This window comes from Rhizobium lentis, from assembly GCF_017352135.1.
Taxonomy (GTDB): Bacteria; Pseudomonadota; Alphaproteobacteria; order Rhizobiales; family Rhizobiaceae; genus Rhizobium; species Rhizobium lentis.
On the sequence record NZ_CP071454.1, the window covers coordinates 937,863 to 959,985 of the forward strand.

Annotated in this window: 19 protein-coding genes; 12 read left to right on the top strand and 7 right to left on the bottom strand. The window is 60.8% G+C overall.

The features are described 5' to 3' along the window. Positions 1 to 130: 130 nt before the first annotated feature. Positions 131 to 1,336 carry an ROK family transcriptional regulator gene (locus J0663_RS04600; RefSeq protein ID WP_207243266.1) on the bottom strand — a complete coding sequence of 402 codons (1,206 nt, stop codon included), beginning with the start codon at positions 1,334 to 1,336 and terminating at the stop codon, positions 131 to 133. A gap of 228 nt (positions 1,337 to 1,564) precedes the next feature. Between J0663_RS04600 and J0663_RS04605 the strand changes: the two genes are divergently transcribed. From J0663_RS04605 to J0663_RS04630, 6 genes are all read left to right on the top strand, one after another. Next, positions 1,565 to 2,803, top strand: coding sequence for an extracellular solute-binding protein (locus tag J0663_RS04605; protein WP_207243267.1), 1,239 nt, complete (start codon positions 1,565 to 1,567; stop codon positions 2,801 to 2,803). Positions 2,804 to 2,874: 71 nt separating this feature from the next. Continuing rightward, on the top strand, positions 2,875 to 3,759 hold the full coding sequence (locus J0663_RS04610) for a carbohydrate ABC transporter permease (protein ID WP_207243268.1): 885 nt from the start codon (positions 2,875 to 2,877) through the stop codon (positions 3,757 to 3,759). After that, positions 3,759 to 4,604, top strand: a complete 846-nt coding sequence (locus J0663_RS04615) for a carbohydrate ABC transporter permease (RefSeq protein ID WP_207243269.1) — start codon at positions 3,759 to 3,761, stop codon at positions 4,602 to 4,604. The genes J0663_RS04610 and J0663_RS04615 overlap by 1 nt, the downstream gene beginning before the upstream one ends. Beyond that, positions 4,601 to 5,623 carry an SIS domain-containing protein gene (locus J0663_RS04620; RefSeq protein WP_207243270.1) on the top strand — a complete coding sequence of 341 codons (1,023 nt, stop codon included), beginning with the start codon at positions 4,601 to 4,603 and terminating at the stop codon, positions 5,621 to 5,623. The genes J0663_RS04615 and J0663_RS04620 overlap by 4 nt, the downstream gene beginning before the upstream one ends. Next, positions 5,624 to 6,553: a PfkB family carbohydrate kinase gene (locus J0663_RS04625; protein WP_207243271.1), complete on the top strand. Its 930-nt coding sequence runs from the start codon at positions 5,624 to 5,626 to the stop codon at positions 6,551 to 6,553. It abuts the gene before it with no gap. Continuing rightward, positions 6,550 to 7,629, top strand: a complete 1,080-nt coding sequence (locus J0663_RS04630; RefSeq protein ID WP_207243272.1) for an ABC transporter ATP-binding protein — start codon at positions 6,550 to 6,552, stop codon at positions 7,627 to 7,629. Before J0663_RS04625 ends, J0663_RS04630 begins: the two co-directional genes overlap by 4 nt. A gap of 12 nt (positions 7,630 to 7,641) precedes the next feature. On the opposite strand, the gene J0663_RS04635 is transcribed toward J0663_RS04630, so the two are convergent. From J0663_RS04635 to J0663_RS04655, 5 genes are all read right to left on the bottom strand, one after another. Then, entirely contained in the window at positions 7,642 to 8,469 is an 828-nt protein-coding gene (locus J0663_RS04635) for a glycoside hydrolase family 16 protein (protein ID WP_207243273.1), read from the bottom strand. A 50-nt stretch (positions 8,470 to 8,519) separates the two neighbouring features. Further along, positions 8,520 to 10,001 (bottom strand): lipopolysaccharide biosynthesis protein, encoded by a 1,482-nt coding sequence (locus tag J0663_RS04640; RefSeq protein ID WP_207243274.1) that lies wholly within the window; start codon positions 9,999 to 10,001, stop codon positions 8,520 to 8,522. 78 nt (positions 10,002 to 10,079) lie between these two features. Beyond that, complete coding sequence (locus J0663_RS04645; RefSeq protein ID WP_207243275.1) at positions 10,080 to 11,324, bottom strand: glycosyltransferase family 4 protein; 1,245 nt, start codon at positions 11,322 to 11,324, stop codon at positions 10,080 to 10,082. After that, a complete protein-coding gene (locus tag J0663_RS04650) occupies positions 11,321 to 12,670 on the bottom strand; it encodes a glycosyltransferase family 4 protein (RefSeq protein WP_246590371.1) in 1,350 nt (449 codons plus the stop codon). Before J0663_RS04650 ends, J0663_RS04645 begins: the two co-directional genes overlap by 4 nt. After that, positions 12,667 to 13,404, bottom strand: coding sequence for a Crp/Fnr family transcriptional regulator (locus J0663_RS04655; RefSeq protein ID WP_207243277.1), 738 nt, complete (start codon positions 13,402 to 13,404; stop codon positions 12,667 to 12,669). The genes J0663_RS04650 and J0663_RS04655 overlap by 4 nt, the downstream gene beginning before the upstream one ends. A gap of 468 nt (positions 13,405 to 13,872) precedes the next feature. On the opposite strand from J0663_RS04655, the gene J0663_RS04660 reads away from it, so the two are divergent. From J0663_RS04660 to J0663_RS04680, 5 genes are all read left to right on the top strand, one after another. Continuing rightward, positions 13,873 to 14,574: a sugar transferase gene (locus J0663_RS04660; protein WP_207243278.1), complete on the top strand. Its 702-nt coding sequence runs from the start codon at positions 13,873 to 13,875 to the stop codon at positions 14,572 to 14,574. A 119-nt stretch (positions 14,575 to 14,693) separates the two neighbouring features. Further along, positions 14,694 to 16,454 (top strand): tyrosine-protein kinase domain-containing protein, encoded by a 1,761-nt coding sequence (locus J0663_RS04665; RefSeq protein WP_207243279.1) that lies wholly within the window; start codon positions 14,694 to 14,696, stop codon positions 16,452 to 16,454. Beyond that, positions 16,451 to 17,473 (top strand): glycosyltransferase family 2 protein, encoded by a 1,023-nt coding sequence (locus J0663_RS04670; protein WP_207243280.1) that lies wholly within the window; start codon positions 16,451 to 16,453, stop codon positions 17,471 to 17,473. Before J0663_RS04665 ends, J0663_RS04670 begins: the two co-directional genes overlap by 4 nt. 4 nt (positions 17,474 to 17,477) lie before the next feature. Next, positions 17,478 to 18,857 carry a polysaccharide biosynthesis/export family protein gene (locus J0663_RS04675; protein ID WP_207244431.1) on the top strand — a complete coding sequence of 460 codons (1,380 nt, stop codon included), beginning with the start codon at positions 17,478 to 17,480 and terminating at the stop codon, positions 18,855 to 18,857. 122 nt (positions 18,858 to 18,979) lie between these two features. Then, the gene (locus J0663_RS04680; protein WP_207243281.1) at positions 18,980 to 20,446 is read left to right on the top strand and encodes a hypothetical protein; all 1,467 of its coding nucleotides are present in this window, start codon (positions 18,980 to 18,982) and stop codon (positions 20,444 to 20,446) included. 140 nt (positions 20,447 to 20,586) lie between these two features. Here J0663_RS04680 and J0663_RS04685 read toward each other — a convergent pair whose 3' ends face one another. After that, positions 20,587 to 20,886 (bottom strand): hypothetical protein, encoded by a 300-nt coding sequence (locus J0663_RS04685; RefSeq protein ID WP_246590372.1) that lies wholly within the window; start codon positions 20,884 to 20,886, stop codon positions 20,587 to 20,589. Between the two features lie 302 nt (positions 20,887 to 21,188). Here J0663_RS04685 and J0663_RS04690 point away from each other — a divergent pair, with 302 nt between their 5' ends. Continuing rightward, positions 21,189 to 22,100 carry a glycosyltransferase family 8 protein gene (locus J0663_RS04690; RefSeq protein ID WP_207243283.1) on the top strand — a complete coding sequence of 304 codons (912 nt, stop codon included), beginning with the start codon at positions 21,189 to 21,191 and terminating at the stop codon, positions 22,098 to 22,100. Positions 22,101 to 22,123 lie beyond the last annotated feature (23 nt).

Sequence of the window (22,123 nt, forward strand, 5' to 3'; positions counted from 1 at the left end):
GGGTATGTAATATTTACCTATATTTATCGGAAACCGCCTTTATTCGCCCGAGGCACGACAATGAAACTTGCAAAAACAATTGAATTTTTGCCGTTGCACTGCTGTGCAACGCTTGGTTTTAGCCTCGAAATCATAGAGAATCCTTCAAAATTGCAGCAAAACGCGGATCGAATGCCCGGCTGATCGGTCCGGCAGCCGCTCCGAGTGCCACCGACCAGGGATCGGCCATGCCGGGCTGCAGGCGCGGCAGTGTTCGACCGGGCCTTTCAGCGATCGAGGGCAGCAGCGGGTCGATGGCCGCAATCAGCCTGTTCACCAGAGCTTCCGGCGCGCTACCGCAAAGGATTACCGTCTGCGGATCGAAGACCGTTTCGATGAGATGGATGCTCCAGCGCAGATCCGCCGCCGCCGCCGCGATCCAAGTTTCGATGCTTGCATCGCCGCTGGAGGCGAGGCCGCTGATGCGCGCATGGAGATCGGGATCGGCCGGGTCGATCGATAAATGCTGGTAGAGCGAGGCGAGCGAGGCGCGGTGTTCGAGCGGTGTCGTTTTGCCGTCGGCAAAGAGCAGCGCCATGCCGATCTCGCCGGCATTGCCGTTGGCGCCGCGATAGAGCTCGCCGTTCAGGATGAGGCCGGCACCGATGCCGTAGCCGACGAAGAGGCAGACGGCATGGTCGAGGCCGTGGGCGGCCCCCACCATGCGCTCTGCGGTCGCAGCCGCCGCCGCATCGTTCTGAAGGCCGACATCGAGCCCGGTGCCGGCGCTCAGCGTTTCCAACAGCGGAAACTTCTGCCATGCCCCCATCATCCAGGGATCATCGCCGCTGCCGTCCACTCCGAAGGGGCCAGGCATCGCTGCGCCGAGGCCGACCAGGCGTTTCTCCGACTGTTGGACGATTCCGGCAAGTCTGGAACGCACGCCGGCGACGAGATCGAGAATGACCTTGGTTCCCGTCGACGGGCCTCCGGACGGCAGGCCGGCTTCTGCATGCACGAGCACGCTGCCGACGAGATCGACGGCGACCGCCCGCGTCACATGCCGGTCGATCTGCAGGCCGATCGCGAAAGCCCCCTCGGGCACCAGACCATAGGGTGTCGAGGGTTGGCCCCTGCCCTTGCGCACCGCCTCCTGCGAACTGACGAGACCATCGCGCGCGAGCTCCTCGATGATGTTCGACACCGTCTGCTTGGTCAGCCGCGTCGCCCGCGCCAGATCGGCGCGCGAGAGCGCACCGTTGATCCTCAATGCATCGATCATCACGCGCCTGTTATGCGCGCTGGTGCCTTCGTGGTTGGTGCCGCTCTTGGCCCGGATCGGCCTGACGTCATTCATGTGCAATTGCCTCTTGACTCCAGTAGAATGTTGGCGAAGTAATAAGTCAAGACATTTGACTTAATAAGGGACCGAAGAGTTCCGGGGAACGCAGGGAAGCCGCACAGGGCCTCCAACGACGCTCCGAGATGAAGGACCGGCACGTTCTTTTCACGCGTGCCTTCTCGAAAACCGCTGGCGGCAAAACCGCCCTCGGCCATGCGTAAAATTCAAAAACTGGAGGCTGCAATGCTGAAATCTTTTAACAAGACGCTTTTGGGTGCGGCTTTGATCGGTGCATCCTTTGCCCCGCATGCTTTCGCCGAAACGACGCTCAACGCGCTTTTCATGGCGCAGGCCGCCTACAGCGAGGCGGACGTGCGCGCCATGACCGACGCCTTTGCCAAGGCGAACCCCGATATCAAGGTCAATCTCGAATTCGTTCCGTATGAAGGCCTGCACGACAAGACGGTGCTGGCGCAGGGTTCCGGCGGCGGTTATGACGTCGTCCTCTTCGACGTCATCTGGCCGGCCGAATACGCCACCAATAAGGTTCTGATCGACGTCTCCTCGCGCATTACCGACGAGATGAAGAAGGGCGTGTTGCCGGGCGCCTGGACCACCGTGCAATATGACGGCAAATATTATGGCATGCCTTGGATCCTCGACACCAAATACCTGTTTTACAACAAGGAAATCCTCGAAAAGGCCGGCATCAAGGCGCCGCCGAAAACCTGGGACGAGCTGGCCGAGCAGGCAAAGGCGATCAAGGACAAGGGCCTGCTCGCCACGCCGATCGCGTGGAGCTGGTCGCAGGCCGAAGCCGCGATCTGCGACTACACCACGCTCGTCAGCGCCTATGGCGGCGACTTCCTGAAGGACGGCAAGCCTGCCTTCCAGACCGGCGGCGGCCTCGACGCGCTGAAGTACATGGTTTCCAGCTATACATCAGGCCTGACCAACCCGAACTCCAAGGAATTCCTGGAAGAGGACGTCCGCAAGGTCTTCCAGAACGGCGATGCCGCCTTCGCGCTGAACTGGACCTACATGTACAACATGGCCAATGACCCGAAGGACAGCAAGGTCGCGGGCAAGGTCGGCGTCGTACCGGCGCCAGGCATTGCCGGCAAGAGCGAGGTTTCGGCCGTCAATGGCTCGATGGGCCTCGGCATTACTTCGGCCAGCCAGCATCCCGACGAGGCCTGGAAGTACATCACCTTCATGACCTCGCAGGCCACACAGAACGCCTATGCCAAGCTCAGCCTGCCGATCTGGGCCTCTTCTTACGAGGATCCGGCCGTCACCAAGGGTCAGGAAGAGCTGATCTCCGCCGCCAAGGTCGGCCTTGCCGCCATGTATCCGCGCCCGACGACGCCGAAATATCAGGAGTTGTCGACCGCGCTGCAGCAGGCGATCCAGGAATCCCTGCTCGGCCAGTCCACGCCCGAGGATGCGCTGAAGTCGGCCGCCGAAAACAGCGGTCTCTGAGATCCGAATAAAACCCCGGGCGGCGTCGGCCGCCGCCCGGCCTCCCATCCTATATGAAAAGGGTCGCCTCGATGTCGGGCACTTGGCTGACAACCCGCGCGTGGCTTTTGATGCTGCCGCTTCTCGTGGTCATGATCTCGGTGATCGGCTGGCCTCTGGTGGATACCGTCGGCCTCTCTTTCACCGATGCCAAGCTCGTCGGCACGGAGGGCAGCTTCGTCGGCATCGACAATTATGTGAAGATGCTCTCCGGCTCGAATTTCCAGCGCACGCTCGTCACCACCGCATGGTTCGCGATCGTCTCGGTCGCCGCCGAAATGGTGATCGGCGTGCTGGCCGCCCTCCTGCTGAACCAGCAATTCCGCGGCCGCACCGCGCTTCGCGCCCTGATGATCCTGCCCTGGGCGCTGCCCACCGTCGTCAATGCCACGCTCTGGCGGCTGATCTACAATCCGGAATACGGCGCGCTGAACGCCGCGCTGACGCAGCTAGGACTTCTCGACGCCTATCGCTCCTGGCTCGGCGAGCCGGGCACGGCGCTCGCCGCCCTTATCGTCGCCGACTGCTGGAAGAATTTCCCGCTGGTGGCGCTGATTGCGCTCGCTGCACTCCAGGCCGTTCCGCGCGACATCACCGCCGCCTCGCTGGTCGATGGCGCCGGCCCCCTCGCCCGCTTCCGTTTCGTCATCCTGCCCTATCTGGCCGGCCCGCTCATGGTGGCGCTCGTGCTGCGCACGATCGAGGCCTTCAAGGTGTTCGACATTATCTGGGTGATGACCCGCGGCGGCCCGGCTAACAGCACGCGCACGCTGTCGATCCTCGTTTACCAGGAAGCCTTTTCCTTCCAACGGGCAGGCTCCGGCGCATCGCTCGCCTTGATTGTCACGCTACTGGTGACGCTGCTTGCCGCAGGCTACGCGGCGCTGGTGCGCAAGACCGCCGGGAGTGCTGCCTGATGGAACGCCGGAGCCCGCTTTTTTCCGCTTTCATTCACCTCTCAGCGCTCCTGCTTGCCGCTGTCATCCTGGCGCCGATCCTGTGGCTCTTCATCATGAGCATCTCGCCGGCCGCAGACCTCGCGGCAAGGCCGCTGCGCTGGTGGCCGCAGGCGGTGGATGTCTCGCGCTACCAGCTCCTGCTGTCGACGCTCGAAAACAGCGCCGGCGCCGCCTTCACCACGTCGCTGCGCAACAGCATCGAGGTGGCGGGCATGGCGACGATCGCCGCCATCGCACTCGCCATTCCGGCCGGCTGGGCAGTATCGCGCACGCCTTCGGTGGGATGGTCGCTGTCGATGGTGATCGCCACCTATATGCTGCCGCCGGTGGCACTCGCCGTGCCGCTTTATATGGGCCTCTCCCATCTCGGCATGCTGAACAACGTCTTCGGCCTCGCCCTCGTCTATCTCAGCATCCTCGCTCCCTTCACCACCTGGCTGATGAAATCCGGCTTCGATTCCATCCCGCGCGAGATCGAGTCCGCCGCGATGATCGACGGCGCCGGCCTGTTCCAGACGCTCAGGATCATCACATTGCCGCTCGCAGCCCCAGTGGTCGCGACGTCGAGCCTCTTTGCATTCCTGCTTGCCTGGGATGAATTCTTCTATGCGCTGCTCTTCACATCGGACCAGCGCGCCAAGACGCTGACCGTCGCCATTGCCGATCTCGCCGGCGGCCGCGTTTCCGATTACGGGCTGATCGCTACGGCAGGCGTGCTCGCCGCCCTGCCCCCGGTGCTGATCGGTCTCGTCATGCAACGCGCCCTCATTTCGGGGCTGACCAGCGGCGGCGTCAAAGGATGAACATGACAGCAGATAGAACCCGGCCGGCCGGTCTTGCGGCCATCGATCGCGAGATGGCGCGCCAGCATGGCGATGCGCTCGCCACCTATCATGCCGCCGGGCGGATGGCGGAAAAAGCCGCCGCTTCACTGAAGAAGACCGGCCGGCTGCTCCTGCTCGGCATGGGCGGTTCACATGCCGTCAATCGCGCCGTCGAGCCGCTCTACCGCAATCTCGGCATCGATGCCGTTGCCCTGCCGCTGTCCGAGCAGCTCGGCCAGCCGCTGCCGATCAGCGGCCGGACGATCTTCGTCACCTCGCAATCGGGCGAAAGCGCGGAAGTCGTGCGCTGGTTCAACGAGACCGGCGGCACGCAGGAAACTTTCGGCCTGACGCTCGAAGCCAGCTCCTTCCTGGCAAAAACCGCCCCGTCGCTGGTGGGTGCCGGCGGCACCGAGCTTGCCTTTGCCGCCACCCGCAGCCTGACGGTGACTTTTGCTCAGCATCTCGCAGTCCTTGCCGTCCTCGGCGAAGATCCCGCAGCCGCGCTTGCCGTCCTTGAAGCGCCCGAAGACCATGACATCGCCGCCGCACTGGCCGCACTCGAAAACGTCGCGACGGTCGTGACTTCGGGCCGCCGCCTACAGGGTGTTGCCGAGGCGCTGGCTCTCGGATTGACCGAATTGTCGCGCCGCCCCTGCTTTTCTCTCGAAGGCGGGCAACTGCGCCATGGGCCGATGGAGATGCTGGGACCGGAAATCGGCGTCGTTCTGTTCCGCGGCCTGGACGAGACAGCCGCCCTCGTCACGGCCATGGCGATCTCCGCCGTCGAGACCGGCGCGCCCGTCATCCTGTTCGACGCATCCGGACGGGCGCCGGTCGCCGGCGCCGTGACGATCGGCTTTGCTCCGGCAACCGGCCTTGCTGCGATCTTCGCCATGCTGCCGGTCGCCCAGCGGCTGATGATCGGCTTTGCCGAAACTCGCGTGGAGAATGCCGGAACACCCGTTCGATCCTCTAAGATCACCCGGAGCGAATGAATGCGGCCGCTTGCAGTCATCGGCAACGTCAATGTCGACTTGATCCTTGGGCCGGCCGCGCCGTGGCCCAAGGCCGGGACGGAAATCATCGTCGATCATGACGAGCTCAGGGTCGGCGGATCGGCCGGTAACAGTGCGCTCGCCTGGCAGGCGCTCGGCATCGAATTCGAGATCGCCGCCAATATTGGCAGCGACCAGTTCGGCCGCTGGCTGGCCGAGGCCTTCGGCCACCGTTCCGAGAAGTGGCAGGTACGTCCCGAGCAGACGACCCTTTCCGTTGGCATCACCCATCCGGATGGCGAACGCACCTTCTTCACGACGCGAGGTCACCTGCCGCGCTTCAGCCTCGCCGACGCCTTCGCAGTCATCGACGGCGAAAGTCTCCGCGGCGGCTGCGCGCTTCTCTGCGGCGGTTTCCTGACCGACGATCTGACGCGCCAGTACGACGCCTTGTTCGACTGGGCCGAGAGCCATGATATCACCGTCGCACTCGACACTGGCTGGCCGCTTGCCGGCTGGACGGAGGAGAATTGCGCTGTAACGCGCGCCTGGCTTTCTCGCAGCGGAATTGCACTGTTCAACGAGGTCGAGACCACGACGCTTGCCGGCATCGCCGATCCGGTCGAAGCGGCCCGTGAGATAAGCTCGCACATGCCACGAGGCGCGATCGTCGTCGTCAAACGCGGCCCCGACGGCGCAATCGCGATTGGGCCCGACGGCCAGTTGGTTTCCGTGGGTGCGCCCGTTGTCGCGGTCGTCGATACGATCGGTGCCGGCGATGTCTTCAATGCCGCCTTCCTCGCGGCACTGGTAAAGGATGAGCCTTTGATTTCTTGCTTGAGTGCGGGAACGGAGGTTGCCTCGCGCGCCATCTCCACGCTTCCCCGCAGCTATGGCGACCCGACCTTTTCTCAGGAGCCCCGGTCATGAGCGCGCTCGATATCCAAAACATCCGCAAGACTTACGGTGATATCCAGACGCTCAAAGGCATCAATATTTCCCTGGAAAGCGGCGAATTTCTTGTGCTGCTCGGCTCCTCCGGCTGCGGCAAGTCAACACTCCTGAACATCATCGCCGGCCTGGCCGAAGCCACGAGCGGTGACGTCAGGATCGGCGGGCGCTCCGTGCTCGGCGTGCATCCGAAGGATCGCGATATCGCCATGGTCTTTCAATCCTATGCGCTCTATCCCAATCTGACGGTGCATAGAAACATCGGCTTCGGCCTGGAAATGCGCAAAGTTCCGACGCCCGAGCGTGACAAAGCGGTGCGCGATGCCGCAAAGCTGCTGCAGATCGAAAATCTGCTCGATCGCAAGCCGAGCCAGCTTTCCGGCGGCCAGCGGCAGCGCGTCGCAATTGGCCGCGCGCTGGTGCGCAAGCCGGAGGTGTTCCTCTTCGACGAGCCGCTTTCCAACCTCGACGCCAAGCTGCGCATGGAAATGCGCACCGAGCTCAAGCGGCTGCATCGGATGCTGAAGACGACTGTCGTCTACGTCACGCACGACCAGATCGAGGCGATGACGCTTGCAAGCCGCATTGCCGTCATGCGCGACGGCCGCATCGAGCAGCTCGGCACGCCGGAGGAGATCTACAACCATCCGGCAACGCTCTATGTGGCGACCTTCGTCGGCGCACCGCCGATGAACCTGCTGAAGGTCACAGTGCGTGATGGCCGGCTGGCGCTCCTGGGCTCCGATGTCAGCCTGCCTCTGCCCGCCCGTTTCGATAAGGCGGCTGCCAGCGGCCGCGACCTCATCTTCGGCATCCGCCCCGAGGCCCTCCGCACGGGCGGTCCCGGACCGTCGATCGAGGCAACCCTGGAGGTTGCGGAACTCACCGGCCCGGAGCTCGTCGTCACCGCCTTGGCGGGAAATCAGCGGCTGATGGCTTGCCTGCCGCCGCGCACTCTGGTCCGCGACGGCGAAAAGCTCACACTGTTCTTCGATGAGGAGGCGATGCACCTCTTCGATCCGCAGACCGGCCTCAACTGCCTGCGAGAACGATAGAGCAATCGTTCGTCAGTTCGCGGCCTCGGCGGGCTTGCGCTGGTAAACGTGGATATAATCGACAAGCAGAACGGACGGGTTCGGCGTTTCATCGATCGGCCAGCCCGAACCGAGTGCCAGATTGACCAACGGATAAAACGGCATGTGGAACTCTTTCGGCGTGTCGAAGCTCCAGATAAACTGGCGGTCGAAATAGAAGCTTGTCTTGTCCGGTTGGATATCGACGCCGTAGGTATGATAGTCGCTGTTCAAGATTCCGTCCTGGACCTTGTTCCAATAGCCGCCGGTGGAGTTCTGGCCGCCTTGGCTCTGGCGCCAGATATGGAAGCCCATGCTGAATTCGTAGGGCGCGCGCCCATAATATTCCAGGACGTCGATTTCGGCGGTATATTTCGATCGGTCGACCCCAATGAGCCAGAATGCCGGCCACACGCCTTTGCCTGGCGGCAACTTCATCCGTGCTTCAAAATAGCCGAATTGCTGAGAAAAACCTTCGCCCTTCGGGTTCACCGACGATAGCAGACCCGAGCGCCAGGTGCCGTCGGTCCCCTTGCGCGCTTCGATCTTCAGGATCCCCTGATCGGTGGTGAACGGAAAGCCGGGTGCCGGATCGGTGAAACGGGCATCACCGAAGTCGCCATTCCAGGGTGTATGAGCGATCCAGCGGGACCTTTTCTCTCCCCAGGCCGAAACGTCGAGGCTGTCGAAATTCTCCGCGAACGTTAGCCGGTAGGCATTGATGTTGATCGGCTCCTGGGCGACGCTGGGCTGGCCAGGCAACGCCCCCAGACCGAGCACGGCAAGCAGACCCAAGCCCTTAGAAGATATGCCGTAACGCATTGCGCTCCTCCGAAAATACCGAACCAAGTGTTGGACCGCACCGGTCCTTTTCATGAAATAAGAAGCCTGTTTCGTCGCGGCATGAGCCTCTGGACGACGATGGTCTCGATGCCGTCGGGCCTTCCCAGAATCTGCCACAGCAGCAATGCAAAGACCCAGAAAATTGCCGCGGCCGCCGCGCCGCAAAGCGCCAGGCTGCCGATCAGGTTGAAGCCGGCAGGCATGATGGCGAGCTTCGGCTCCACCCAGAGCAGGAACGCGATCATCGGCAGACCCGCGGACAGAGGCCGGCAAAAGGCAGACAGCTGCGCGGCAAAACTCGCCCCGATCAGCCGTCGTGTGATGACGAGCGACGCGGCATAAGCGACGAGAACCGCGACAACGCGCGCGCCGAGCGCACCCGCCACCTGGAAATAGGCGATACCGAGGATGGTGACCGGGACTCTGACGGCGAATTCGGCAAACATCCGCAAGGCGAGGGAACGGGTATTGTCCATGACCATCGCCAATGCCGGCACGATGTTTGTCGGAAGACCGAGCAGGCTGACCAGACACAGCCATTGCAGAATTGGTGCAGCGGCTGCCCATTTCTCACCGACGAGGATACGCACCGTCGGTTCGGCGAGAAAAGCAAGCGCAATGAGAACGGGCGCCGCGACGAAGGTGATTGCACTCGTGGCCTTCAGATAGGCGGCCACCAGGTTGCGACGATCTTCGACTGTGGAGAACGCCGCCATCAGCGGGCGCAGCAACGGCCCGACGAAGGTCTGGTACGGGATGCCGGCGATATTGTCGGCGACGCTGAAGGCGCCAAACGTCGGCAGCCCGGTAAAACGCGGCAAAAGCAGTCGGTCGAGCTGCCAATTGATCGCGCTCAGCACCTGCGACACGGTATTCCAGCTGATCATATCCTGGAACCGCTGCCACTCGGACAGGCTGAACCTCGGCCGCATCGGAGCCAGGATATAGGAGGTGATCATCGCCGCGGTCGGACCGGCAACCGCCCCGATCGCCAAACCCCAGTAGCTGCCCGTTGCCAGGGCCACACCGGTGCCGAACAGCAGCGTCGATCCTTTGGTGATGAGGTCGAGCGCGAACTCGCGTTTGAAATCGAAACGTTGCATGAAAAGGACCATGCGCGGACTGATCATGCTGCGCATGGCCGGCGCGATCGAAAGCACGGCGACAAGCGCAAAAAGCCGGGAATCGTTATAGATCGCGGCCATCGGCCAGGACATGATCATCATCAACAGGCTGATGGCCAGCCCCCTCAGCAGGCTGAGGGTGAAGGCCGTGGAAAACATCTCCCCCGAGGGAGACGGCTGACGCATCAGCGCCTGTGTCAAGGGCAGGTCCAGGATTGCTTCGACGATGACCAGGACAGAGGTCGCGATCGCAACGAGGCCGAAATCCGCTGGACTTAAAAGTCTTGCCAGGATGAGAAGGCTGACAAAATCGATGAGCCGGGCGAGGAATTTACCGCTGATGGTCCAGATGCTCGCCGTCGCCGTCCTCTGGGATACGCTTGACATGGTCTGCTCTCTATTCCTCGTCGGCGGATGGAGACGGTTGCGGTTGCATCAGCAAGGCGGAAGCCACTTTCCCTGCCCTCAGCCCGGCCGCCTCGCGAAAGTGCCGAACGATCGCTCGCCATGGAGTGACAGCTGTTGCTCGATGAGGCCCGCCAGACGATCGCGGAACACGGCGGAAGAGAATTTCATCGCATGTGCGCGGATCGCATGCGGATCGATATCATCCTCGACCTGTTCGAACGCCGCCATGGTTTCCAGCAAGGCTTCCGCGGTCTGCTGTGCGAAGCGAAAACCAACCTGCGGCGAAGACACGGTTTCCCGGGCGCCGCCGGCGTCGAAAGCAAGGACCGGCCGCCCCGATGCCATGGCTTCGACCGGCAAGATGCCGAAATCCTCGATGCCCGGAAACAGCAGGGCGCGGCATCGCGACAGGTGATCGCGAAGGATATTGAATGGCTGGTGTCCGAGAAACTCAACAGTCGGCCCGGCGATCGATTTCAGATAGGGCAATTGTTCTCCCTCTCCGATGACCACCAATTTCCGGCCTGCCTCGGTGCACGCCCGAACCGCGATATCCGGCCGCTTGTAGGCCGTCAGCTGGCCGGCATAGAGATAGAATTCGCCCCTCCCCTTTCCGACCGAAAAATCGTCGGTGGCAACCGGCGGATGGATGACGACGGAGTCCCGGTCGTAGAAGCGGCGAATGCGGTTTGCGACATAGTCGGAATTGGCGACGAACATGTCGACGCGGGAGGATGTCGTCACGTCCCAGGCGCGCAGCATCGGTGCGGTGATCGACATCAACGCACGCCCCATCCATGGCTGGCCATGCCGGTACACGTGGAACTGATCCCAAATGTAGCGCATCGGCGAATGGCAGTAACAGACATGCAGAGCATCGGCGCGGGTAATGATGCCCTTGGCAGGCCCGGATTCGCTTGACAGGACGAGATCGTAGTCCTGGAGATCGAATTGCTCGAGCGCAAAAGGCATCAGCGGCAGCATCTTGGTGTAATGCCGCTGTGCGCCGGGAATCTTCTGCAGAAAGGAGGTGCGGATGTTCCGCGTCTTTAGAAAATCGCTGATGCGATCCCGGTTGCAGACGAGGGTGAAGATGTCGGCCTGCGGAAACATCCGGCACAACTCTTCGACGACCTTCTCGCCGCCGCGCATCGAGACGAGCCAGTAATGCACGATGGCGACGCGCAATTGCCCGGTTTCCTTGACGCTGCCCGCCTCGGCCACGCGTCTTTTCGCCATGACAGGCGCATCGCCGAGAAATGCCCTTGCGTCGGAAAGAGAGGTTGTTGCTTTGAAGGTCAACGGAATACTCCTTGTGTCGCCACACCGTCTGTCAGCTCGGGAACCGCATTCGTCGAAAGCAGGCTGTAATATTCGGCGAGGAGCGCGTCGCGCCATTCCTCATGCGTCGAAGCGAGATTCGGCGACATCAGGAAAGCCCGCTCGCTCATGGCGCGGATCTCATGCCCCGGCATCTGGCTGAAGCGCGTCAAAGCATCGGCAAAGGCGATTTCGTCACCCGTGTCGCAGGCAAACGCCATGCCGGCTCGTTCCATTTCCTCGGCAAGAAAGGCGCTGCGTGACATGATGACGGGCAGACCGCTCCTGGCCGCTTCGATCGCGACGAGGCCGAAAGGTTCGGGGTAACGCGAGGGCATCAACAGGGCGCGCGCCTTGCGAATAATGGTGCCGATCTCCGCATGTGACTGCCAGCCGACGGCCCTGACGTGATCGCCGGAAGCTTCAACCGACCGCCTCAGCGGCCCGTCCCCGATCACGCAGAGCCTGGCGCCGGCTCTGCGTGTGGCGGCCACTGCATCTTCCACGCCCTTTTCCTCGTCGAGCCGCCCGATGAAGACGAACTCGTCGTTCGCCTCCGCCTCGATGCGCTGTAACGACAAAGGAGCAACGGGATTGCGGATCGTCGTCAGCCGTTCGGGCCGATAACCGGCGCCGACGAGAAAGCTCGCCATCTTCTCATGCAGCAGGATGATCCGGCCGAAATCGGTCTGCGCCTTCAAAAGCCGGAGGATGTTCGAGCCGCGGGCGACCCGCCACAATTTGTGCGAATAGCTTCTCTTGTCGCAGGCCGTCGCAAGGCAGCCCGCGCCGAGCGGGCGCCGAAGGCAGATCTCTTGCGCCTGATAGTCGAAAAAAGCGCCGTTCGGACAGGCGGTGAAGAAGTCGTGCGCATGGACGACGCTTCGCCTGGCAACCGGCGCCAGCGCCCGGAAAAGCGCGGGAGACAGGATCTGATGCCAGCCGTGGATATGGTAGACAGTATTGACGGTATCTTTTGCGGCAATCCAGTTCGCGACCATTCGGGTGGCCGCACCATTGTGAATGCCGGTCACGAAAGCCTTCGCGCGCTCGGCGCTCAGCAGATCGCGGCTGTTCAATCCAACCATGGAGACGCCGAGAGCAGCAAGCTCCGCATTGGCCGCGTCATCCCCGCAAATATAAGTCACGGGGATATCCAGGCCTCGAAAAAGCTTGGCCGAGAGGACCGCCAGCCCTGTCGCCCCGCCCCGGGCCACCGAGTAGTCGTCGATGACGACCACACGATCGATCCTTGTCATGTCGGAGCCGGGAAAGCGGTTGACATTTGCGGCGGATCGGCTGACCTCGGGAAGCGACGAGCGCATCACTTCACCGAAAATGCGCCATTCGCACAGGCCTCAAGCGCTTTGCGATTGAGAATTCGGATCTTGCCCTGCCCTCCGTCGATGATCTTGCATTCCCGCAGACGCCGCAGGCATTGATTGACCTTCTCGCGGGACGCCGGCAGCGTCGCGGCCAGATCATTTTGCGAGATGATCACTTCGTCGCCGCTGTTTGCTGCATCCTTTCCGTAAACAGCCGAGAGCCGCAGCAGCGTGCTCGCCAGTCTTGACTGCAAGGTCGACGCCGCATTGGAGATGATCCTGTGTTCGAGCTCCGAAATACGCGCCAGCGCCCTTGAGAAAACTTTTTCGCGGAAGCACGGATCGCTGGCATACATGTCGCGCAGCAGCCGCCCTTCGAAGAAATGCAGCTCGCAGTTGGCAGCGGCTCGATATTCGAGGCTCAATGTCTGCCTGCGCAAGACTTCGAGCTCGCCGATCAGACCAGATTTCGGAATGATTTCGACGATGAATTCCCTGCCGTCGGGCAGCATCGTGCTTGCATTGACCAATCCCGAATGCACGCGAGCGAACATATCGACAAGGACCCCGGCACCGGCAATGACCTCACCGCGACGGAAACGCCGCACGCTCGAGCGGCAGGAAAGAAATTCGTCGTCGACAACGATGCGGCTGTTGAGATGAATGCCGCCGTTGGCCGAGATCGTGGTGTTGCCGATACCGACCCTGCGACCTGATGCATGCGTGATCCCGTCCATGCACTCCACTCCAGTACGAGAATGACCCTCAGCAATGCTGCACTGCATCAGTTATATTGGGTTAATACGTTAGTCAAATAACATCAGCAAAATGCGGCAAAAATAATAAGTCTATATTCTATTTATAACCAAAACTACAACTCTACCCATAATCAAAATCGCCAAAAGATCAAAAATTAATCGGTTGAGAAAATATACATGCCCATAAAAAGACTACATGATTTAAAAATCACCAGTAAGCGAAGTGCATATATTAAATCTATAATCTGATCGACCCAGAATTATCACCTAAGAGCAGGTTATAGAGCCAATTAAAAGAATTGATGACACAGAGCCGTAATTGGAAATCTCTTATTCGGCTTGGTAGCATAAAGAATTAATTAAGCATTATGACCTTGGTAACAGACAATCAGGGTGCGGCGCAGCAAGCTTTGAACGGTTCTTGACGGCAATGTTTTGGAGGCCGCGATGACATGGGAAGCACATAGTTTTGAGGCCTGGTCGCGCGTCGGACGGACCGCAAAGGGCGGCGATTTACGCGACTCCCGGCCCCGTGCAGCGGGCAGGTCGTGGAAGCGTGTTATAGACCTTGTTACCGCGATCACCGCCCTGATCATGCTCTCCCCGCTTCTGCTGATTGTCGCGGTGATCGTGAAACTCTCCGACCGCGGTCCTGTCTTCTATTCCCATACGCGCATTGGCTATGGCGGAGCGCCGTTCGGATGCCTCAAGTTTCGAACGATGAAGATCGATGCGAGCGCTCAGCTTGCGGAATTGCTGCAAAACAACCCGGCCGCCCGTAGCGAATGGGAAGCGACGCGCAAGTTGAAAGACGATCCGAGGATCACCGCCGTCGGCGAGATCCTCAGGCGATCGAGCATCGACGAGCTTCCCCAGCTGATCAATATCGTGCGTGGCGAAATGAGCCTCGTCGGACCCCGGCCGGTCACAGCAGAGGAATTGCCGCGCTACGGCGAACACATGTGGGCCTATATGGCGGCCCGTCCCGGACTGACCGGTCAATGGCAGACCAGTGGGCGCAACGACGTCAGTTACGAATACCGGATTTCCCTCGACGTCCACTATCTCAACAACTGGTCGCTCCTCCGCGACTTCATCATCATCGCCAAGACCATTCCTGCGCTGTTTTCGCAACGTGGCTCGTACTGAACGTTCAGGGGGAGGCGCCGACCATGCCTGAGATCGGAAGGTGCGTTTCTCCACCGTCCCCGCCAAGCTGCCGCTAGGTGGTTACTCCTCGATCTCGCCCATTTTTGGAATAGGACGACATGACCTCCAGCACAATCTTCAGCGGTGTCTCTCCCATACCCCTGTCCGCAGCAACCACAGCCGGCGGGAATTCGCCGCTGACCCTGCGGGATATGCTCTTCTTCTTGAGAATGCGCTGGCATTGGATCGTCGTGACCACCATCGCCTTCCTGGCGATCGCCGGAACTTATCTGTTAACGGCCAAACCGACCTTCGTTGCCAGCACACAGCTCGTGATTTTCCCCCAGGTGAGCGGCTCTGAAGCACAGAGGGCTTTCGCCGAGGATGCGTTTATCGAAGGACAGCTGGAAATCGCCAGATCGACCGATGTCGTCGGCGGAACAGTGGCGGCGCTCGACCTCGTTCATGATCCGGAGTTTGTCGATCAGACACCTTCGCTGCAGGACAGAGCGAAGAATTGGCTGATGGGGCTTTCCTCACAATCGGATAAACCATCGCAAGACCCGGCGGGCAAGGGAACAGGGGAAGCGCAACCGCAGACGGAGGAGGAGCGCCTCCGTGACTGGGCAACGGCCAAACTGCTGAACACGGTGGGCATCCGCCGGATCGGAAACTCGACGATCGTCGAGATATCGGCTGCGGCGTCGACTCCGCAGAAGGCTGTCGACATCGCCGACACGCTCGCCAGGCAATACATCCAGAAGAATATCGCGATGAAGGCCAACGCCGCCCGTCAATATAGCGACTGGCTGGCGAAATTCATGGCCGAGCAACAGCGAGGGCTGGCGGAGGCCGCCAGCGCCCTGGCCAGCTTCACGAGCAATCCGCGCGACCAGTTCAAGCTTGCGGAGTTGCAGAGCGCGACGGATGCCCGCCGCACTCTTTATGAAAACACCTTGAACCAGCTGACCGAAGCAAAGCAGCGCATAACCTATCCGATGTCCGATGCCACGATCGTCTCGCGAGCCACACTGCCTCTTTCGAAGGCGAGACCGCGCAGCACGCTGATCGCTGCCTTTGCGGCGGCCCTTGGCCTTGGCACGGGTTTCGCACTCGCGATGATAAGACATGCCAGTGACCGCCGGCTCGTCCGCCCGCATCAGATCGCCGAAACCTGTGATCTGCCCTTCGTGACTGTGCTGACGACATCAAAAAGGACACGCAACGGCCACCCCACGCCATTGCTCGCCGCCGGCACCGGCAGCCCTACGGCCGATTATCCGGTTATTCCAGGCATAATGGAACTGAGCGCAACGGTGGTCGGCCTGCGGCGCAAACGCCGGGTCGTCATCGGCGTGGTCGCCGTCAGTCCCGGCAGCGGAGCATCGACCATCGCAAGCGAACTTGCGGTGCTGTCGTCGGTGTCCGGAGCGACGACCCTTCTGATTGATGCGGCCGCGCAGAAGCCATCGCTCAGCAAGGCGATCGCACCCCATAGCTCCAGCGGCCTCGTGGACGTCCTCGACAATGGCGAACTGATTCAGACAGCGGCCTTGTCCCTCTCCTCGACGCTGAAGTTCCTTCCGCTCGGTGAGGTCGACACCGTGACGCCGGCAATTCGCCTGAGTTCGCGTCGCACGCAATTGAGCTTCGCCGAGCTGAAAAAGGAGTTTGACGCCATATTCGTCGACATTTCCGCATTCTCCGCTTCGCCGGATGCCAATGCGATCGCGCCGGAGCTTGACGGAGTTCTGGTGGTCGCCTCGCACGGACGCACCTCGATCGATGAGGCCATCCGTGTCATCGAGACGATGCGCAATGTCGGCGCGGAGATCCTCGGCGCTGTCATCAACCACGCTCCGGCGAGCATGCAGTCATGAGCGCGCATTCGCCAAAAGCGGCCATACCGGATGGGCTGAGGGAACCGGCCTCTGTTTCTTGCGACGCGGAAGCGATGGCGCGACGCTCGCGCCAGCCATTGCGGCTCGCCATCGGAATTGCATCCGCGGGCCGCCCTTCGATCCTGCTGGAAACCGTCAACTATCTCGCCCGCTTGCCGGACCAGCCGCAGCGGTTAATCGTCTGCGTACCGGGCATTGACGATGCCGCCGGGCTCGCCGACCGAGCCGACGTGGAAGTCATTGTCGGCAGCCGTGGCCTCACTTCCCAGCGCAACAGCATCATCCGGGCGACCGCGGCCGATACGGATGTTCTGATCTTCCTGGACGACGACTTCATTCCCGCCACAACCTTCCTGTCGCGAATGGACGCCGTTTTTTCAGCAAAACCCGACGTCGTGATCGCCACCGGCGAGGTCCTGGCCGATGGCGTCCTCGTAGGAGGGCTAGACATGTCGAAGGCCCTGGAGGTTCTTCAAACTGCCGGCGAAGGGTGCGAGCGGATCGCGGATGTCTATAATGCCTACGGGTGCAATATGGCGGTTCGCCTAGCCCCCGTTCTCCAACACGCAGTGACCTTCGACGAGCAACTGCCGCTCTATGGCTGGCTTGAGGATGTGGATTTTAGCAGGTCCATCGCCCACTACGGCAGATGCGTGCGCGTTGAAGGGGCCCGTGGGGTGCATCTCGGCGTCAGATCCGGGCGACAGCCCGGCCAAAGACTTGGTTACTCCCAGGTTGCAAATCCTGCCTACCTGATCCGGAAGGGCACGATGTCGAAGAGCCGAGCGATAGCCCAGATTGGCCGCAACATCCTGGCGAACGCATCGGGCATGTTGTTCAACCATCGCTTGGTCGACCGATGGGGCCGTTTGAAAGGCAATTTGCTGGCGCTCGCCGATCTTCTTGCCGGCAGCGCCGCACCGTCCCGCATTCTCGAATTCGGCAATCCGCCGTCCCGCGCAACGGCGCCGCCGCCGACCACACCGAAACGGAGATAGATCAATGCAGTCCACAGTCTTGCCCGATCGTTTTATCTCCGCGGCCCTCGCCTTGCTGGTTTTCTGCTGTCTGACCGGCTGCAGCGTCGCCCGCGCGCAAACATTCACCCTCGTGCCGGAAGACAAGGTAAGACTGCGCGTTGTCGAATGGCGCTCGACCGATTCCCGCTACGCCAGCTGGGAAGCTCTCGATGGCGTCTACACCATCGACGATACTGGCGACTTGTCGATCCCGATCGCTGGCCATGTACAGGCGTCAGGAAAGACAACCGAAGAACTCGCCGACGCCATCGCCAGCGCGCTCGCTGAAAAGGCGGAACTTCCTGGCAAGCCATACATCGCCCTAGAGATTGCAGAGCATGCGCCGGTCTTTGTGACCGGCACCGTTCAAACCCCGGGGCGCTATCCTTTTGAACCGCGGATGACTGTTATGAAGGCCATCAGCATCGCTGGGGGCTTTCTCCGGGAGCGCGAGGACAACACCTACTTCGAACGCGATCGGATTCAGGCAGCCGGGGCATACCGAACCGCCGTCCTCAACCGGCGCGATCTCCTGATGCGGCAGGCGCGGCTGCGCGCGGAGATCGCCGGCGAGCAGAGCTTCGAGATCCCCACCGAACTCGTGGGAACGCCCGATGTCGACAAGCTGAAGGCACAGGAATTGAACCTGATGCGGCTGCGTCGCGTCGATATCGACAGCCAGATTGCAGCGGCGAATGACCTCACCCGCCTCTATGGCCAGCAGGTCGAGTCGCTCGAGGCCAAGATCAGCTCGCAAAAGCGGCAGATCGACCTTGCCCAGAAGGAATTGGACAACGTCAACAGTCTGGTGAGCAAGGGGTTGGTCAGCAATTCCCGCCAGGTCTCTGTCGACCGCTGGGTTGCGGATGCACAAGGTACCCTGATCGATCTCGAAGTTGCCCTGACTACGGCTCGCCAGGGCCTCAGTGAAGCCAACCGTTCCAAGATCAATATCGTCAATAGGCAGAACAGCGAAAACCAGGAGCTGCTGAATCAAGTCAACCTCGCGATCGGCAGGGCCGCTATCGATATCCAGGTGGCGCAGCTTTTGGGCGAACAGGCCGGCTACGACGCTCAGCTTGCTCAGATGAACATGGAGGCGCCGGGTGTTGGCAGAGCGCAGAAGAACTACAGGATTATGCGCCGCAATAACGACGGAACCTACAGCAACATCGTAGCAGACGAGCAAACCGCATTGCTGCCGCATGATCTCGTCGAGGTTGGCTTGGACACCAATCTTCAAGCGCCGACTTCGCCTCTGCAGCCGGCACTCCAGACGCAGAGCTCTACAGTCCCTTCGTCTGATATCGCCGGGGATGATCGAGCGAGCCGCGGCTGGATATCCCAGACGGGATCGAATTAGGAGGCGACAATGATCAGCGACGACAGCGGGCGACTCTCGCCTCGCCCATCATACCGGCTTGTGGGGGCCTGCATTCGGCCAAATCGCTATTCCAGCTGTTTGACCGGGTCAGGATTGGACGCATGTCGATAGAGCCGCTCGGTTTCATCATTCTCCTGCTTGGCCTGCTCGCCATGGTCAACGGCGCTCGTTTCGCAGTTACGACCCTTTGCCTCTTAACGCTGCTGGGAGCCGCGGCGGCTCTCCAATTGCCCGCGCTCGGCGGCAGCAGTATCCAGCCAAGCCATCTCTTGTTGCTGTTTATCGTCGCCGCCACCCTGGTGCGCCCAGTCCAGACGCAAGCGGCGCTGGCGAGCATCGCCTATCCGGGTCCCGGCTTCTGGTTTGCCGCCTATGTCCTGTTTTCCGTAGTGTCGTCCTTTTTCCTGCCGCGCATTTTTGCGGGCGCGACCCTCGTCTACTCCTCTGCGAGAGATGCGACGGGCATGATGTCGACTGTCGCCGCTCCCCTGTCCCCAGGTTCATCCAACCTTAGCCAATCTGTCTATCTGCTCGGCGACCTCGCCTGCTTTGCCGTGGTCTCGGGCCTTGCGAGGCTCGGATATCAGCGTTTCATCGCACAGCAGTTGATCGTCGCGTCAATCGCATGTTTTGCTCTGGCGTTGCTTGATATCGGAACATTCTTGACCGGCCAGTCCTACCTGCTCGATGTCATTAGAAACGCGAATTATACGATGCATACGGCCGAGACGATCAGCGGTTTCAAACGCATTGTCGGCGCCTTTCCCGAAGCAAGCATATATGGGACGGTCGCATTGGCCTATTTTTCGTTCACTCTTCTGCTCTGGCTGGAGCGTGTCCGAAGCCGCATGGCCGGCATGGCAACGCTTTTCATCGGCCCGACGATCCTGCTCTGCACGTCGACAACTGCCTATATCGCTGGGCTCTTCGTTGTCTGCATGCTCGTGCTGTTCTGCTTCAAACGTATGATCGCAGGATCGGCTAAGAACTCGCACCTAACTTTCCTGGCAATAACCCTCTTCTTGGTCCCTTGTGCCATCGTCGCTCTCAGCCTTGCCCCTGATGCGTGGCACTCCATCGCCAGCCTCGTTAACACCACGGTGTCGGACAAACTTCAATCGCAATCCGGCGAAGAGCGCACCGCCTGGAATACGCTGGCACTGATCGCATTCGTCGACACCGCGACCTTCGGTGCTGGGCTCGGAACGGTTCGAGCTTCGAGTTTCATCGCCGCATTGCTGTCCAACGTAGGATTGACCGGCACGCTTCTCTTCGTTGCCTTCCTGTACAGCCTTATCAGAGCCTCCGGTCGGCACGTCTCGGGCGATCGGGAGACGCATGCGATCGGAAATGCTGCCATCATGGCATCGATCGCACAGATAGCCTCTGCGGCGATTTCAGGAAGCGGCACCGATCTCGGACTGCTGTTCAGCACCACAGCGGGTTTGGCTGCCGGTTGCCTGGCCCCTCCCTATGTCTCGCAGCATCGAGCGACCCGACCCGTCTCAGATCGGCATCCACCGGAGGCATCGGCATCTCTGAGGAGAGCGCCGATGTTTGCAGCGTGATGACGTCAGTGGCGAATTCCGTTCAAGGCCAAAGGCCGCGCGCGCCGCATCCGTCAGGAAATGCCGGTGTTGCAAGGTGGGAGGAACGCGGTTCCGCACTCCCATCCTCGGAAGGGCGGGAGGCGGGTCCTATTTCGGCGTCAGCCCTGCTGGCGCTCGCTGGTGGGTGCGATGCTTTCGGCGGCGGAATTGCTTTGCCGCAGCCTGGCGCTACGCCGCGCAAATCCCGAGAGGAAGACGCCGGCGAGGTAGGCGATCTCCATGAGCACGAGGAAAGCGAGGCCGGAAAAGATTGCCGCGATCAGCGAAGAGCCGTCGGCGAAAGCTACGCAGCCGACGCCGATTGCCACAAGAATTGCGAAAATCGCAAAGGCCCAGGCGCGGATCGAAGCGCCGGCGGCTATCGAAATCACGGCCGCCACCAGGGTGGTGATCAGCATGACGATCTCCCTTCCCTCTGCATTTCGACAAGGATTCCGGCACCAATCATCCTGCCGCGGTTCAAGATGTCGAAGCACAGTCCTGTGACAGGCACGGCATTCTCCATGACGAGCGTCTCAACAATGGAACACACAACTGGAGGCGGGACGCTGTTTCAACAAACGAGTGGTCCTGCGATCCGAAATGTATACAGGACTGGACTGTCATACGACAGGTCTGCCGGGTCAAGCAACAACTGTTCCCTCAACCCCGAGGAGAGCAGCCATTCACTCGCTTTGAAGACAACCGCAAGGGTGATGACATGAACAATCAGTGCGTTGTGTACGTCACGGATGTGGAATATTCATTTCCAACTATCCTTTCCGCGCTTCAGGCTCGCAAATCCGCAAGCCCCGCAACCGATGTTTGCGTGCTCATGTCTGAACGTCTCGATAATTTCAATGAGTTGAGAGCCTTGCTCGCCGCGAGCGGAGTCGAATTGATCGATGCGACCGACGCACTGCAGGACTCCCTCGGCAAACTCGACAGCTCGCATTTTCAGGGGCGCATCAGCGTCAGCACAATGGCCAAGCTGGTCCTCTGCGAGATCCTGCCCGCCCATTACAGCCAGATCATCTATCTCGATGGCGATACCCAGATCGTCAGCGATCTCGGTAAACTCGAAAACGCCACTGTGCCTGAGGGCCGGTTTTTCGCGGCCCGCGACTACACGGCAATCCAGGACTTCCTCAACACCGGAAAAGACAACCATTACTTCAACGCAGGGGTTCTGAAATTCCATCGCAACGGCTGGATCGGGCAGGAGGCGCTTGAGCTTTTTGCCAGAAATCCCGAGGCTTGCGAGGGTAAACATGATCAGGGTGCATTGAACTATGTCTGCGGATCATCGCTCATCCTCGTGTCCAACCGTTGGAACTTTCCCAAGCAGTTTCTGCATCTGGTGAACATGTCGTCACTGGCGATCGTCCACTATATGGCGCATCCCAAGCCATGGCATGGAACCTTCTTTCCATGGACTGATCGGGAAAGCCAAGTCTACGTCGATCTGCGCAAGGCGCATCCGATTTACAGCGCCCTCTATCGCGGAATAAGCCTCGATCGGAAGATGCTCTATAAATATCGGTCGATGCGGGCACGCCTCGAACACGCGATCGAGAGGAATGGGCCTCACCCGAGGGTCCAGAGCCTGCTGGTTGGCGATTATGCTGTATGATGACGCATATTGGTCCGACCCGA